At 27.4% G+C, this 15,477-nt stretch carries 13 protein-coding genes and 2 other annotated features; of the genes, 3 read left to right on the forward strand and 10 right to left on the reverse strand.

The annotated features are described in order from the left end of the window. Positions 1–94: 94 nt before the first annotated feature. Positions 95–844, forward strand: coding sequence for a lysophospholipid acyltransferase family protein (locus tag EIH23_RS14825; RefSeq protein WP_122641198.1), 750 nt, complete (start codon positions 95–97; stop codon positions 842–844). Positions 845–870: 26 nt separating this feature from the next. Here EIH23_RS14825 and EIH23_RS14830 read toward each other — a convergent pair whose 3' ends face one another. The 3 genes from EIH23_RS14830 to EIH23_RS14840 all read right to left on the reverse strand — a co-directional run bounded on the left by EIH23_RS14830 (position 871) and on the right by EIH23_RS14840 (position 4,323). Next, the gene (locus EIH23_RS14830) at positions 871–1,224 is read right to left on the reverse strand and encodes an arsenate reductase family protein (protein WP_122641199.1); all 354 of its coding nucleotides are present in this window, start codon (positions 1,222–1,224) and stop codon (positions 871–873) included. 87 nt (positions 1,225–1,311) lie between these two features. Next, positions 1,312–2,616, reverse strand: a complete 1,305-nt coding sequence (locus EIH23_RS14835) for a hypothetical protein (protein ID WP_122641200.1) — start codon at positions 2,614–2,616, stop codon at positions 1,312–1,314. Between the two features lie 105 nt (positions 2,617–2,721). Then, positions 2,722–4,323 (reverse strand): Na/Pi cotransporter family protein, encoded by a 1,602-nt coding sequence (locus EIH23_RS14840; RefSeq protein ID WP_122641201.1) that lies wholly within the window; start codon positions 4,321–4,323, stop codon positions 2,722–2,724. Between the two features lie 144 nt (positions 4,324–4,467). On the opposite strand from EIH23_RS14840, the gene EIH23_RS14845 reads away from it, so the two are divergent. Continuing rightward, entirely contained in the window at positions 4,468–4,662 is a 195-nt protein-coding gene (locus EIH23_RS14845) for a hypothetical protein (protein ID WP_122641202.1), read from the forward strand. A gap of 74 nt (positions 4,663–4,736) precedes the next feature. Here the strand turns inward: EIH23_RS14845 and EIH23_RS14850 are convergent, their stop codons facing one another. After that, a complete protein-coding gene (locus tag EIH23_RS14850; protein WP_243113420.1) occupies positions 4,737–5,930 on the reverse strand; it encodes a CD0519/CD1768 family membrane protein in 1,194 nt (397 codons plus the stop codon). A 125-nt stretch (positions 5,931–6,055) separates the two neighbouring features. Next, positions 6,056–7,075 (reverse strand): type I glyceraldehyde-3-phosphate dehydrogenase, encoded by a 1,020-nt coding sequence (gap, locus tag EIH23_RS14855; protein ID WP_122641203.1) that lies wholly within the window; start codon positions 7,073–7,075, stop codon positions 6,056–6,058. Between the two features lie 257 nt (positions 7,076–7,332). Here gap and EIH23_RS14860 point away from each other — a divergent pair, with 257 nt between their 5' ends. Beyond that, positions 7,333–8,103 (forward strand): YaaA family protein, encoded by a 771-nt coding sequence (locus tag EIH23_RS14860; RefSeq protein ID WP_122641204.1) that lies wholly within the window; start codon positions 7,333–7,335, stop codon positions 8,101–8,103. Between the two features lie 45 nt (positions 8,104–8,148). Here the strand turns inward: EIH23_RS14860 and EIH23_RS14865 are convergent, their stop codons facing one another. The 5 genes from EIH23_RS14865 to EIH23_RS14885 form a co-directional block, all read right to left on the reverse strand. After that, positions 8,149–9,354, reverse strand: a complete 1,206-nt coding sequence (locus EIH23_RS14865) for a homoserine dehydrogenase (protein ID WP_122641205.1) — start codon at positions 9,352–9,354, stop codon at positions 8,149–8,151. Positions 9,355–9,405: 51 nt separating this feature from the next. Further along, positions 9,406–9,601, reverse strand: a binding site (T-box leader). Positions 9,602–9,653: 52 nt separating this feature from the next. After that, positions 9,654–9,877 (reverse strand) — a binding site (T-box leader). 137 nt (positions 9,878–10,014) lie between these two features. After that, a complete protein-coding gene (locus EIH23_RS14870; protein ID WP_122641206.1) occupies positions 10,015–10,881 on the reverse strand; it encodes a YihY/virulence factor BrkB family protein in 867 nt (288 codons plus the stop codon). A gap of 81 nt (positions 10,882–10,962) precedes the next feature. Then, a complete protein-coding gene (locus EIH23_RS14875; protein ID WP_122641207.1) occupies positions 10,963–12,678 on the reverse strand; it encodes a phospho-sugar mutase in 1,716 nt (571 codons plus the stop codon). Positions 12,679–12,786: 108 nt separating this feature from the next. Then, positions 12,787–13,623, reverse strand: a complete 837-nt coding sequence (locus tag EIH23_RS14880; RefSeq protein WP_122641208.1) for a 3D domain-containing protein — start codon at positions 13,621–13,623, stop codon at positions 12,787–12,789. A gap of 331 nt (positions 13,624–13,954) precedes the next feature. Then, the gene (locus tag EIH23_RS14885; protein ID WP_243113421.1) at positions 13,955–15,370 is read right to left on the reverse strand and encodes a cation:dicarboxylate symporter family transporter; all 1,416 of its coding nucleotides are present in this window, start codon (positions 15,368–15,370) and stop codon (positions 13,955–13,957) included. Positions 15,371–15,477 lie beyond the last annotated feature (107 nt).

Raw genomic sequence — 15,477 nt, forward strand, 5'->3', positions numbered from 1 at the left:
ACCTTGTCTTATTTATATTCTCTAATTTGTAAATAAATTCATTTTATGATAAAATCATTAATGGTATTATTAATATTTTAAGGAGATGAAATAATTGCTTAACTATATAAAATTCGTACTTTATTTAATATTAGTATTATGCTTAGCTATTCCAAAATTAATTAAATATGAATTAAATCCTAGTAAGTACTCGGTTGATGAAATGTTTAGTTTTTTACAAAAACATGCTAGAAAAGCACTTTCTATTGTAAATATTAATTTAAACGTTTTAGGAAAAGATAGATTACCAGAAGACCCGTCTTTATTTATAATAAATCATTCTAGTATGTTAGATAGCTTCATATTATTAGCTAGTGTTGATAGACCTATTGGAGTTGTCATTGCAGATGTTCCTGTTTGGAGAAATATGCCTGTTATAAGTCACTGGGTTAAACTAATAAAATGCGTATATATAAATCGAGAAAATACTCGAGAAGGCATAAAAAGTATAATAGAGACTTCTAAAAATATAATAGAAGGACACAGTATGGCTATATTTCCAGAGGGAGATTTAACATGGGTAAAAGATCCAAATGCTTTAATATCAGATTTTAGAGCTGGCTCACTAAAAATTGCATATAAAGCTAATTGCCCTATAATCCCATTAGTAATAAAAAATTCTAAAGAAACATATAGTGGATACGAGCCAATTGGTAAAATTAAGTCTATGAATGTTGAGGTAGAATTCTTAGATCCAGTATATGATCATATAGAAAATCCTAAATTAAAATCTACGGTTTTAAGTAATGAAATAAAAGATAATATGATTGATGTAATCGCAAAATTTCAAAAAAAGCGTAGTTAACTTTTTATAAGTTACTACGCTTTTTTTTATAATAATTTATTTTTCCATTCATCTTCTTTAAATCCTAATAAAACATTTTTATCATCATAAACTAATGGTCTTTTTATAAGCATACCATCACTTGATAATATTTCTAAAAGTTTATTCTCTGATTCATTTTTAATTATATCCTTAAGCCCTAGCTCTCTGTATTTAACTCCACTAGTGTTGAAAAACTTCTTTATTTCATATCCACTAAGTTTATATATTCTTTCTAATTCTTCTTTACTTGGTGGATTTTCAGTTATTTCGATCTCTTCAAACTGTATGTTATTTTCATTTAACCATTTTTTAGCTTTTCTAACAGTTGAACATTTAGCATATCCATAAAACTTAATCATATTAAAATTAAAAAATTCCTTTCATTTATCATTATTTTTAGTATCTACCCTTATTATTTATGTTTTAATCATTTTTTATAATTTTTATTATATTAAATTCCATGGAACTAACTCAACTTCTCCATACGATCTATATTTTAATCGATTTGAGTATTCACCTTTGTATCCTATAAGATATAATAACGCAAGTTCTATGTATCTTGTCCCAATCTGAATTATATTCCACATATCATCAACACTTAAATTAGCTCTATGTCCTTTTCTACTTGGATGTACAATTTTATTTCTAAAGTATATTACCAAGTCTACACCATCATCAAACTTACTTTTAATCCAATCATCAAATAAGTACAATTCTTTTTGCCCATATGGTATTTTACACATATCTAAAAGCATCCTAATATTTTTAGATGATGAATTTTCATCAAAATCTACCTCATCAATAATCTCATATATTTCTACTAAAACAACATATGATAATGCTTCAAGAGCAATTTGAACTGATATTATATTATTTTCTAAAGTTATATTATTTGATGATTCTATGTACCAGTCTATAATGTGCTTTATAGTTGGTTCATAATAGCTATCTTCTAATTTTGTACACATTAACGATATGTATTTTTCTATATTATAATAATTTGAAATGGTATCACTCCATGTTGGAACAAATTTAAATGGTGTAACTATACATTCTCTCCAAAGCCTATAAACATTTTTATTATTTAAATATCCATTAGCCAGGCATATATCTATATATCTACCACACATAAAGCTAAGTGATGTAGCTATTCTATCTAAAATATTATCAATATTATTAGTCTTAAATAAACTATTGTCTTTTTTTAATATCCTACCTACATGGGTTATTATAGATCCAGATTTAATTTTTAATTCTTCATTTAATTCTTTCCTATAATCATACCGCTTATCTATTATAATCTTAAAATCATTTACCTCAAACTCAATTCTACCTGCAAAAAGTTTACTTTCATAGTTTATAAGCTTCCCAGGAAGTTGATCTAAATTAATTATATTAAAATCTATATATTCAACATAAGTATTTTTAGACTTTAAATTATTATCATTTATGTATCCATCTATATTATCATTATTTATCGAATTTACAGTTACATATGCAGGTTTATATCCATAGACCTCTAATATTGCATTGTCATAGTCTAAGGCTAGGTCAAAATCTTCTTCTTGAGTATGTATTATAGATGCTTCAAAATTTATAGACATCGGCGGTATCATTTTATAATAAATTATTCCATTGCATTTATATTTTTTGTCTAAATAAATACAAAATCTACCTTCATAAATAATTATATCTTCGTCAATATCATAGCTAAAATATTTCGAGTATATAGCATCTTTAACTACTTTCATTACTAGCCCACCTTTACCATTATAATAATCTTATATTATTATATCACATACTTATAAATAAAAGTAGCACAGCTATTTTTATTGAATAACTATGCTACTTTTATTTTACTCTAATACTCTTTTAGCAATATTAGCACAATGATCTGAAATTCTCTCTAGATTACTAATTAGATCTATATATAAAATACCAGAATCTACTTCACACTTATCATTATTAAGTCTATATATATGATTTACACGTATTGATTTTTCTATCTTATTTACTTCATCTTCTCTTTCTAAAATTTCATTTGCTAAGTAAGTATCTTCTTCATCAATTAGCTTAAGTGCGCCTTTTAAATTTTCAAATACTAAATCATACATATGACTTATTTCTTCAACACCCTCATTTGATAAATCTAGATCTTCTGAAATAGCTGTTTGCGCTAGTTCTGCTATATTCTCAGAGTGATCTCCTATTCTTTCTATATCATTCACTGTATTAAATAAACCATCTACTGACTCCACTAAATTATTTGGAAGAGATGTCTTAGATAAATTAAGCAGATAATTTAATATACTTTTTTGTAATACATTTATGGTTTCTTCATTTTCTAGTGCAATTTTTATACTTTTATCCGATTTATTTACAAATCCATCCATAGAACTTGATAAACAAATTTTAGCTATATCTCCCATTCTCATTATTTCTTTTACAGTATTTCCTAGAGCTATAGATGGTGTTTCTAACATTCTTTCGTCAAGATATTTAGTGCTTTTTTCATCATTTTTATCATTGTTGTCTGGAACTACAAGCATTGCTAATTTTACTATATATTTAGAAAATGGTAATAGTATAGCAACATTTATTAAGTTAAATAAAGTATGAGCATTTGCTATTTGTCTTGCTGCATCTGTTGGATCTATTCTTGTTACAATGTATGTTATAGGTCTATTTAATATAAGTAAAAATAGTAAACTTCCTATTATATTAAATAACAAGTGCATTATAGCTGCTCTCTTTGCATTCCTGCTAGCTCCTATACTAGAAATTAGTGATGTTACACAAGTTCCTATATTATCACCATAAAGTATAGGAAGTGCTGAACTAAGTGGAATCAATCCTTGCGCTGCAAGAGCTATTAACATACCCATTGATGCACTAGAACTTTGTACTATACCTGTAATAGCAAATCCTAATAATAATCCTAGTACTGGTCTATGTCCAAAACTAATTAAAGCATCTGTAAAACCTTTGTATTCAGCTAATGGTTTTACAGCATCTTTCATAAATTCCATTCCTGTAAATAATATACCAAATCCTAAAAGTATTTCCGCAATATTTTTTACACTGGCTTTCTTAGAAAAAAGATATAAAATTATACCTATCCCTAATGATATTGGAGCAAGCCCTTCTAGTTTAAAACTAACTAATTGAGCTGTTACTGTCGTACCAATATTAGCTCCCATTATAACTCCTATAGCTTGATTTAACGTCATTATTCCAGCATTTACAAACCCAACAACCATTACAGTAGTAGCACTTGAACTTTGTATTATTGCAGTAACAACAGTTCCTACTAGTACTCCCATGACTACATTACTTGTCAATAACCCTATTATTTTTTTTAACTTATTACCTGCAGAGTTTTGCAAACCTTGCGCCATTAGGTTCATACCATATAAAAAAAGTCCCAAACCTCCTAATATACTAATAGCTATACTCAAATTATTGCCTCCTTTTTCCAAAATCCACTGAAAATTTATCTAAATATATGATTATCTATTTTTACATTTATAATTCATAAAGAATACTAATTATATTTTAGGTTAAATTATTAATATATTATTTTTCATTTTTAGGAGGTTAATATGACATTAAATAAACATAAAAGAGAAGATAGTAAAACTCGATATAATAGAAATGATAAAAAGAATCCTAACTTTAAATTAGAACAATCTGAAGAGCTTAACTTAGAACCAAGACTTAGACCATCAAAAACAGGCTCTGTAAGTCAAAATACTGCAAGACCTATAAGTAGTCATAAAAAACATCAAGATCATTAATAATCGTTAACAAAAAGGTGTATCAAAATTATAAAATTAATTTAGATACACCTTTTCTTTTATGTATTTAATTTTTATGATAATAACATATATAAAAAGTGTGCTGACATTCCTGCGCATATACCACCTATAGTATGAGATATTATAGCTTTACTTGTTAATCCCCTAGCATTTAATGCATCCATCATTCCTACATGTGTACTTAAATATCCACTCCAAGTCATACCCATAGCAGTAAATACTGCTATGTCATTTGGAGTTATTACTCCATCAATAATAAATTGAGGAACTAAAGACATAGCTGCTCCAACAGCCCCTAGTGAAGTTATCGGAAATGCTATTGCTTCTGGAGATGTAAATCCAAATAACGGTTCTAATATAAAACTTAACTTTTCTCCTATAATAGGAAGTAAAGCTATTCCTTCATAAGCTGCTCCTGTATAAATAGGCGCTCCTGTAATTGGGTCTGTTGATGGTCCAAATGTAAGAATCATAACCATAGTACAAACTACTAATACACCTGGTATTATAGCTATTCCCATCTCTACTCCATTTTTTCCACCTTCTAACATTGCATCTAATATCCTCTGAAATATATTACCGTCCCTTATTTCTCTATATTCAGTATCATTTTTTAAATTATTGGTATTAATATCTTTACTACAATCATAGTTATAAAACCTTTTTGTGAAATATAGCATTATTCTAACACTTATAATGCTACCTATTATTGCTGATATATTACCTATGATAGCTGGTAACGCATATTCTTTACCTTGAGATATCATAAATGTTGTAAGTATAAGTCCCATTCCAAAAGCTGTACCTAGATTACATAAAGCTGGTATTTCATGCTTTTTAAAGTATTTAGTAAAGTTCTTATCTTTTGCAAAAGATATTATAGCTGGATTATCAGATAAATACGTTGCTATAGCTCCAGTTATGCTGGCACCTGGTAATCCATATAAAGGTTTCATAAATCCTTTAAATAATTTGTTTATCAGTGAAATAACTCCAAATTCAGAAAGTAAGGCACTTAAGGCGCCTGCTAATACTGCCATTGCCATTATTAAAAATACAGTATTTAAAAGTAAATCATGAGCCGTGTTCATTATAACTTTAAACATTATTCCAGCTCCCATAACGCTAGCTATATATCCAAAACCAATAACCAAAACACCTAAAAATATAAATGTCTCTAAGTTAACAGATTTAACTTTTCTTGATGAAATAGATTCATCCATTTTCAAGACTTTTTCTGCTTCCATATTGTTCCTCCTATATATATTTTTATAATTAATATATCTTATTATAATTACTAAATATGGGATTTGCAATATTTTTAGGCGTTTTTTGTCACTTTTTGAATGACATATAATATTTACTAAATATTTTAGCCTAATTTCATATTCTTAGATACATAATTAACTAAATCTATAGTTCTTGTAGAGTATGCCCATTCATTATCGTACCAAGATACAACTTTCACCATATTCTTATCAATTATCATAGTGGATAATCCATCTACTATAGATGATCTACTATCACCTCTATAGTCTATAGAAACTAACGGTTCCTCAGAATATCCCAGTATTCCATTTAAATTTCCTTCTGATGCCTCTTTCAAAGCCCTATTTACTTCATCTATAGTTACATCCTCTTTAAGCTCACAAACAAGGTCTACTAATGATACTGTAGGAGTTGGAACTCTAACTGAGAATCCATTTAATTTTCCTTCTAATTGAGGTAGTACTTTTGCCACAGCTTTTGCAGCCCCTGTTGTTGTTGGTATCATTGATTCACCTGCTGCTCTTGCTCTCCTCAAATCTTTATGATTCTTATCTAATATTCTTTGATCATTAGTGTATGCATGTATCGTTGTCATTAACCCTTTTTCAATTCCAAATTTATCATCTAGAACTTTTACAAGTGGTGCCAGACAGTTTGTTGTACAAGATGCATTAGAAATTATATTATGTTTTTCATCTTTATATTTTTCTTCATTTACTCCCATAACAATGGTTATATCTTCATCTTTACCTGGAGCAGTTATTATAACCTTCTTAGCCCCTGCCTTTATATGTTTTAATGCTTTTTCTTTTTGAGTAAACATTCCAGTAGATTCTATAACAATATCTACACCTATAGACTTCCATGGTATATCTTCTGGATCATTATATCTAAGTATTTTTATTTCATTAGAGTTAACTTTAATAGTATTTTCATCTTTCACTTCTACCTTACCATTAAAGATTCCATAACATGAATCGTATTTAAATAAGTGAATTAAAGTATTTGCATCTGCTCTAGCATTTATTGCAACTATTTCTATATTCTCATCTAACATAGATTGCGCTATTCTTAAAATATTTCGTCCTATTCTTCCAAATCCATTTATACCTACTTTTATCATTAAATATTCCCCCTATATATATTTTTCAGTTTTTTTAGCGTACACTACTTTTTATATTGTATATCATATTTATTATTTATTCAATACTTTTTAAAGTTAATACATTATCAATATCATTCCTAGATGATATAGTGTATGTTTTTTAAATTCAATAGTATGTTCTATTTATTTTTTATATTATTTATTATATATATTTGTTTATTATGTACTTATATTGGTATATATTAAAAGTATTATAATATAAAGGTGGACTAAGTATGATAACGATAATATCTCCAACAACAACAATGAAGTTTGATAAAAATATATCTTTAAATAAATCTTCTATTCCTTATTTTATAGATGAAGCTAATTATTTAATTAGACTATTAAAAAATTTAGATATTTACCAAGTTCAAAACCTTATGAATTTAAGCGAAGACCTTAGTAAACTAAATCTAATTAGATATGAAAATTATGGCTTAGATAGTAATGTTAGATTGCAAAGCATATTAGCTTTTAATGGTGAAGTTTTTAACTGTATGAATGTTTCTAACTTCACTGAAGATGATTTTGACTTTGCTACAGATCACTTTAAAATACTTTCTGGATTATATGGAGTTTTATCTCCGTGTGATGTAATAGAACCATATAGGCTAGAAATGAAGTCAAAACTTGAAAATAAAGAAGGTAAAAACTTATATAAATTTTGGAAAGATAAAATAACTGATTTTATTATAAAAGAGCTATCTACCCATAATAATAAAACTTTACTAAATTTAGCTTCCTCTGAATATGTAAAAGCTATTGATATAAAAGAATTGAATAAGACATGTAAATTTGTCAATGTAGAATTCAAAGACTTCAATGAAAAAAACAATAAATATAAAGTTATAGGTATGTATTCAAAACAAGCTAGAGGTCATATGTCTAAGTTTATTATAAAAAATAAAATTGATAATATAATGGACTTAAAAAGTTTTGATTTAATGGGTTATAAATTTAATAATGAATTATCTAGTGATTGTGAATTAATTTTTACTAGATAATTACTTAAGCGTGTATAAATTTATTTTATCTACACGCTATTTATATTAATTTATTTTTATTAATTTGCTTATTAAACAGCAGTAATCTTTTTTAGATATCTTATCCAGGCTATTATTTATTTCATACTCTGAATCTGCATCAACAAATATAGCTAATTCTTCGTTATCATTTAATATACTATAATCCTTCATTTCATCTTTTAATATATCTAATATTTCATTTATACTATTACTTTTAAATCTAAGTAACGCACTACAGCTATTATCTAAAGTTTTGTTTACTTCTACTTTTTCTTTTGTAAATGAATCTATTGATGAAAATCTATTATCTAATATATCAATTACATCACCATAAACTGCACTACCTGTTGCAAGTTTACCTGCACCTTTACCTACAAATGATACTTCGCCTACAGAATCCCCATTTAAAACTACCACATTATATTCATTCTCTATATTTGCAAGTATACTATCATAGCTTACTAGTGCAGGTCTTACAAATCCACTTATTTTATTATTTTCATATTTGCTTTGACCTACTAGCTTAATCTTACAATTTAATCTTTTAGCATATTCTATATCTTTTTTATCTATATTAGTTATCCCTTCTAAATATAAATCTTTCCAATAAACTCTGTTATCATAAGCTAAAGTAGATAATATAGATAATTTCCTAGCTGCATCATATCCTAATACATCTGATTCCGGATTAGATTCAGCAAAACCTAAATCTTGTGCTTGTTTTAAAGCAACATCATAAGATAAATTTTCATTATACATTTTTGATAATATAAAATTTGTAGTTCCATTTAATATTGCATATATGCTATTTATACAATTTCCCTCTAAGGATTCTATTAATGGTTTTAGTACAGGAATACCTCCTCCTACTGATGCTTCAAATTTTATAGTAACATTATTTTCTTTTGCTAATCTAACTAATTCATCACCATACTCTGCCAATAAATCTTTATTTGCTGTAACCACATTTATCTTACATTCTAAAGCTCTTTTTATATATTCTAATGAAGGATGCAATCCTCCCATTACTTCAACTATTACATCTAAGTTTTTATTAAATATTTCATCTATATCAGTTGTTAATTTATTGTAATATTTTAACCCTTCATACTTACTTTTATCTCTTACTAAAATGTTAATAACTTCTATATTTCTTTTATTTTTATTATTATCAATAACATCTATTAATCCACTTCCTACTGTTCCATAACCTAATATTCCTATTCTCATTTTCATACCTCCATAGATTTAAATTTATAAAAAAACAGACTCATCCATATATAATGGGACGAGTCTGTTCGCTGTTCCACCCAAATTAGTACTTAAACTCACTTGATACTTTATCGCAGCTAACGGCTAGTTTTTCTAGCAGCTCCTAGGTATTTTTCAATTCCTCTAATTAAGAAAGCCTTTCAGCTTATAAACTTTCATCTCTGATAATCGAATTAAATTTACTCTTCCTATTCATCACCTTTATATTATTTTTTATACTATTTGTTATTTATAATCAAAAAACTCTCATCCTTTAATAAAAGGACGAGAGTATATTCCCTCGGTTCCACCTAATTTGATTTATAAAATCCACTTATAACTTTAACGTTGTCAAACGGCTATTCTTACTAACATCAAAGATAACTTCAGAATGCAGCTCCTAGGTAGTTTTCAATTTTTCTAATTAAGAAAGCCTTTCAGCCTATGAGCTTCCATCTCTGGTAACCGAGTTAAATTTACTCTTCCTATTCATCACTTTTATTTTTATCAACTTTTATTTAATTAATTTTAATTAATATTCCTCTATTATGTCAATAATATTCATTTTCCTTTTTATATAAATTAAATAATTCATTGTATTTATATTATACAAAACATCCTACAAAAAAGTTAATATTTTCATTTATTTTTATATATTTTTCTTTTTATCTTAGTTTTATATCTTATATTTCTTATAAGATATAATTTTGCATTAACCTCTGATCCAATTAATATAGCCCAGCTACTTAAATACATCCAAGTCATTAAAATTATTACTCCGCCTATACTACCATATATAACTTCATAGTTTGCAAAATGACTAGCATAATATGAGTATGCATAGGATATGAAAAACCAAGATATAGTTGATATAATAGAACCAGGTATAGCATCTTTTATTTTTACTTTTTTGTTTGGAGTATACATATATAAACTTAGAAATATTATAATCATAGTTGATAAACCAATCAAATATCTCCACATATTCCATATATTTATAAGAACCCTATCTACGCCTATATAATTCAATAGAAAATGACCTAACCTTTCGCCAAAAACTAAAAATATCATGGATGAAAATATAAGTATCAAAAGCATTATAGTAAAAATCATTGCAATACGAAATACTTTAAAATAAGATCTAGTTTCTTTAACATTATATGCTCTATTAATACTTCTAATTAATCCTCTAACTGCTCTTGATGATGTCCATATAGTAAGAAAAAAACTGGTTATAACTAAACTAATACTTCTATTGTCTATAGCTGATTGTATCATAGAAGATGCTATATCAAATGCACCTTGAGGTATTATTTTTTCTAATATGTATATGTACCTATTTGTTTGCATTATTGGTATATATGCTAATGCATTTATAGTAAATAGTAAAAAAGGGAATAGAGATAGTAATAAGTAAAATGCTATTTCTGCTGCTTTCGAGTTTATTTCACTATATCTTGATTTTCTTATTATTTCTAGAATATTTTCTTTTGTTACTTTTACCATTATCTTTCCTCCTTTTTATTTTATATTTATATAATACTATGAAATATAAAAAGGTGCGATGATATTCGCACCTTTTTATATTTATTTTACAGTTTCTACATCCATTACATTATTTAAAATTTTATCTAAACTAATCTTTATTCCATCTAGCTTTTCATTTGCATTTTCCTCATTTTCCCCTTTTACAGCTATATAAAATTTAAGCTTAGGCTCAGTTCCTGATGGTCTAACAGCTATCCAAGATTCATCTTCTAAGAAGTATTTTAATACGTTTGCCTTAGGAAGATTATCTATACCTTTTTGATAATCTTTTAAATCTACGACTTTAACATTATTTATACTAGATATTTCAGTATTTCTAAAATAACTTATTATTTCTTGAATTTTATTAAGCCCCTCTATACCTTTTAATGTTATAGAAATAGTCTTTTCTTTGAAGAATCCATACTTTTTATATAATTCTAATAACCCTTCATATAAACTCATTCCTTTAGAATAATAGTACGCTGCCATTTCAGCTATTAATAATGAAGCAACAACTCCGTCTTTATCTCTTGCATGAGTTCCTACTAAGTATCCATAACTTTCTTCATATCCAAAAAGATATGTATTTTTATTAGTTTCTTCAAAAGATTTTATTTTTTCACCTATAAATTTAAATCCAGTAAGCACATTCATTACATCTATATTGTTAGCTTTTGCTATATCCGCTCCAAATTCAGATGTAACTATAGTTTTTATAAGAACTGAATCATCTTTTAGCTTATTATTTTCTTTTAAACCTTCTATTATATAATTAGTTAAAAGTCCACCTATTTGGTTTCCAGTTAAAAGTGCATAATCTCCACTAACAGTTTTAACGGCTACACCAACTCTATCACAGTCAGGATCAGTTGCTATTACTAAGTCAGATCCACTAGCTTTAGCAAGTTCTATTCCTCTTGTTAATGCCTTTTGTTCTTCTGGGTTAGGATATTCTATTCCAGCAAAGTTTGGATCTGGCATTTCCTCTTCAGGAACTATAAGCACATTTTCAAATCCTACTTCATTTAAGGCTCTTTTTATTGGTACATTTCCAGTTCCACAAAGTGGAGTATATACTATTTTAAATTCTTTTCCTACTTTTTGTATAACATCTCTTCTTATTGATTGAATTTTAACTTCTTCTATAAAAGCTGTATCTTGTTCTTTTCCTAACATTACAACTAAGCTTTTATTTTCTTCAGTTATAGTTGGTATTATACTATAATCCTCTATACTATTTATTTCATCTGTTATAGCATTAGCTATTTCAGGCATTACTTGAGCCCCATCTTCCCAGTACACTTTATATCCATTATATTCTGGTGGATTGTGACTTGCTGTTATAACTATACCTGCTATAGTATTTAAACTTCTAACCGCAAATGATAATTCAGGAGTTGTTCTTAAACTATCAAATATGTATGCCTTTATTCCGCATGCAGCTAATGTATTAGCAGCCTCTATACAAAATTCTCTAGACATATGTCTATTATCATGTGATATCACTACACCTCTATTTTTCTCTTCTTCAGTTGTATTTTTTTCTATGTAATTAGCTAGTCCAAATGTAGCTCTTCTTACTGTATATTTATTTATTCTATTTGTTCCTGCTGCAATTACACCCCTAAGACCTGCTGTTCCAAACTCTAAATTTTTATAAAATCTATCTTCTATTTCTTTTTCATTATCCTTTATAAGATTTAGCTCTTTTTTTGTTGCATCATCAAAATAAGGATTATTTAACCATGTTTCATAACTTGCTTTGTATCCCATATATATTTCTCCTTTTAAATCTATATCTTTTAGTATAATTAAATTTACACATTTAATAGTAATACAATTTTTTATGTAAGTAAAGTATATATAACCAAATTTATAACCCTATTTTATATATATATCAATACTTCTTCTTCCCCATTGTATACACTGAGATTCACTATTCATAAATATATCAATTTTATTGCCCTTTATAGCACCTCCACAGTCTTCCGCTATAAATGTCATATCAAATTGAGGTATATACACCCTACTTCCATATGGTATTACACTTGGATCTACAGCTATAGTACCCCATTTAGGTATTGTTCCTGTAGATGTTATAGAATCACCTGCATATGCAGTTGCAACTACAGACATATGAGTTCCGCTTATTGAAGACGACGTTTCTCCTAATTCTTGTGATGTATTTCTTGACGTTGTTGATCTTGATGCTACTATAATTTCTTCTTTGGTTCCACTTTTTACAATCTTATTAGTAGGCTCTTTAGATATGCGTTCTTCTTCTAGTACTTTTTTAATTAATTTTCCATCATGATATGTAAGTGTATAAGTTAATTCTTTTTCTCCAGATTCACCTTCTTGAGCTACTTCTGTTTTTCCTTTAAGTAGTTCATTATCTTCTAGTAACTGAACCTCAAAAGGTATCTCTTCTTTTTCACTTACTGTTGACGTAGTTACATCAACTACTTTAATATCCATATAGTCCTTTACTTCTGAGTCTAAGCTTGGAGTTATTATATCATTATCATCGTATTTTATTCCATTCTCATCAAGCAACTCTTTTACGCTTTTCTTAAATGTAGATACTTTAATTTCTTCCCCCTTAATAATTATAGAAACTTGCTCTTTATTTAAAGTCCAGTATCCAGCTAAAGAAACTGATAGTACCAATGATGTCCCTAAAAATAGTGCAATCAACTTACTTTCTTTAATTTTCATAAGTTTCCCCCTGTATTATAACCTCATAAAGTTTACTTTTAATTTATATTGCTTGCCATTTAGGATTATGTAACTAAATTGTAACTATTCGTTTCTATTCTGTCAATTGACATTTTTGTCAAAAGATGCTTACATAGCGTTTACAGTATATACATAGCAAAATTTTTCATAAATTTATACTTATTTTTGATTAAAATAAGTATTTTGTTATTTTTTATTAGATCTATTTGAATTATGTATAATTTATAGATAATAATATCCTTTATATAATTAAATTTTATTTATATAGTAAAAAAGGTGATTCTATAATCAAGAATCACCTTTTTGTTAACTAAGCAGTTTTTTCTTTATTATTTTCTTTTTCTATATTCCCATTAAAAATATTTTTATCTAATTTTCCTAAAGATTTTGCAACTGATATAGCTGTAGTACTTGCCCCATTTACGTTTATCATAGTACGCCCCATATCTAATATAGGATCTATAGCTATTATTCCTCCTACTAATGGGAAATATGCGCCAAGGCCAACCCCTGATAAAACTACTGACACTGCCATTGTAGCAGTTCCAGGAAGTCCTGCTATTCCTAATGAACTTATAGTTATTACTATAAATAGCATTGCATAGAAACTAGCATTCATCTCAACACCAGCCATATTAGCTACAGTTACTGCAACTAAAGCTGGATATATTCCTGCACATCCATTCATCCCCATATTAGCACCTAAACTTGCTGTAAAACTTGCTACACTTTCATCTACACCTTGCTTATCTTTTAAAGTTTCTATCGTTACTGGTAATGTTCCTAAGCTTGATCTAGATGTAAATCCTAAAAGTAAAGGCTCTACTGCATTTTTTACATAAGTTATTGGATTTAACCCATTTAAAGTAATTATTACTAAATGTATTATAAATAATATTGCTACAGATATATAAAGTGCAGCTACAAACTCAAATACAGATATCATAGATGATAATCCACGAGCTGTTATAGTATTTGCAAGCATTGCTACTACTGCATAAGGCATAAACTTTATTACAGTCATAGCCACACTTACTATTATTTTATAAAATGCTTCAACTAAATTTTCAAATGGCTTGATTATGTCTGCATATTTCTTTCTTTGTCTCTTAACTGCCAATCCTAAGAATGTAGCAAATATTATTATTGCAACTATATTCCCTTCTGCCATAGATGCAACTGGATTTGATGGTAAAAGACCTCTTAATGTATCTACTAAAGGCGTTATTTCTCTCATTTCAGTTGTAGACTCTACTATATTAGTGCTACCAACCCCTAACTTCATAAGATTTGCAACCACTATACCAACTGTTGCTGCTAGTGCAGTCGTTCCAAGTAGCATACCTAAAGATCTAAATGTAAGTTTTCCTAAATCTTCTCCTTCACCCATATTAATTATAACTCTTAATATAGATACAAATACTAATGGAACAACTAACATTTTTAGTAAATCCATAAATCCAGATCCAAATAGACCATACCATTTACTTACTTCTTGTAGCCAAGTAACTTGAGTTGGATCTTCTGGAAGTCCTGCTACTACTTGTATTATGACTCCTAATAAAAGACCTATCATAGTTGCATAAATTGTTCTAGTCGAAAATTTAATTTTCTTTTTTTCAAAAACATTAACTATGAAAAATGTTCCTATAAGAATTGATATAAAAATAACAGTTTTTATATCAGTAATCATAAGAAATTCTGATAAAAATGAACTTTTTCCCATTTTATAATTCCTCCTAATAAGCATATTTATGTATTTTTTTGTTGAATATACCATAATAAATATAATTTTATATAAATTTATTTAATTATCGCTCATAAGACTATGAT

The sequence above is a fragment of the Romboutsia sp. Marseille-P6047 genome, from assembly GCF_900604535.1.
GTDB lineage: Bacteria > Bacillota > Clostridia > Peptostreptococcales > Peptostreptococcaceae > Romboutsia_E.

Excerpts from the sequence above, each read along its gene's own strand:
- EIH23_RS14870 (WP_122641206.1), bottom strand. The coding sequence starts at position 10,881 with ATGGTAAAAGTAACAAAAGAAAATATTCTAGAAATAATAAGAAAATCA.
- EIH23_RS14830 (WP_122641199.1), bottom strand. The coding sequence starts at position 1,224 with ATGATTAAGTTTTATGGATATGCTAAATGTTCAACTGTTAGAAAAGCT.
- gap (WP_122641203.1), bottom strand. The coding sequence starts at position 7,075 with ATGATAAAAGTAGGTATAAATGGATTTGGAAGAATAGGACGAAATATT.
- EIH23_RS14865 (WP_122641205.1), bottom strand. The coding sequence starts at position 9,354 with ATGAGAATAGGAATATTAGGTTATGGAACAGTAGGAAGTGGATTAATA.
- EIH23_RS14845 (WP_122641202.1), top strand. The coding sequence starts at position 4,468 with ATGACATTAAATAAACATAAAAGAGAAGATAGTAAAACTCGATATAAT.
- EIH23_RS14835 (WP_122641200.1), bottom strand. The coding sequence starts at position 2,616 with ATGAAAGTAGTTAAAGATGCTATATACTCGAAATATTTTAGCTATGAT.
- EIH23_RS14880 (WP_122641208.1), bottom strand. The coding sequence starts at position 13,623 with ATGAAAATTAAAGAAAGTAAGTTGATTGCACTATTTTTAGGGACATCA.
- EIH23_RS14860 (WP_122641204.1), top strand. The coding sequence starts at position 7,333 with ATGATAACGATAATATCTCCAACAACAACAATGAAGTTTGATAAAAAT.
- EIH23_RS14875 (WP_122641207.1), bottom strand. The coding sequence starts at position 12,678 with ATGGGATACAAAGCAAGTTATGAAACATGGTTAAATAATCCTTATTTT.
- EIH23_RS14850 (WP_243113420.1), bottom strand. The coding sequence starts at position 5,930 with ATGGAAGCAGAAAAAGTCTTGAAAATGGATGAATCTATTTCATCAAGA.
- EIH23_RS14885 (WP_243113421.1), bottom strand. The coding sequence starts at position 15,370 with ATGGGAAAAAGTTCATTTTTATCAGAATTTCTTATGATTACTGATATA.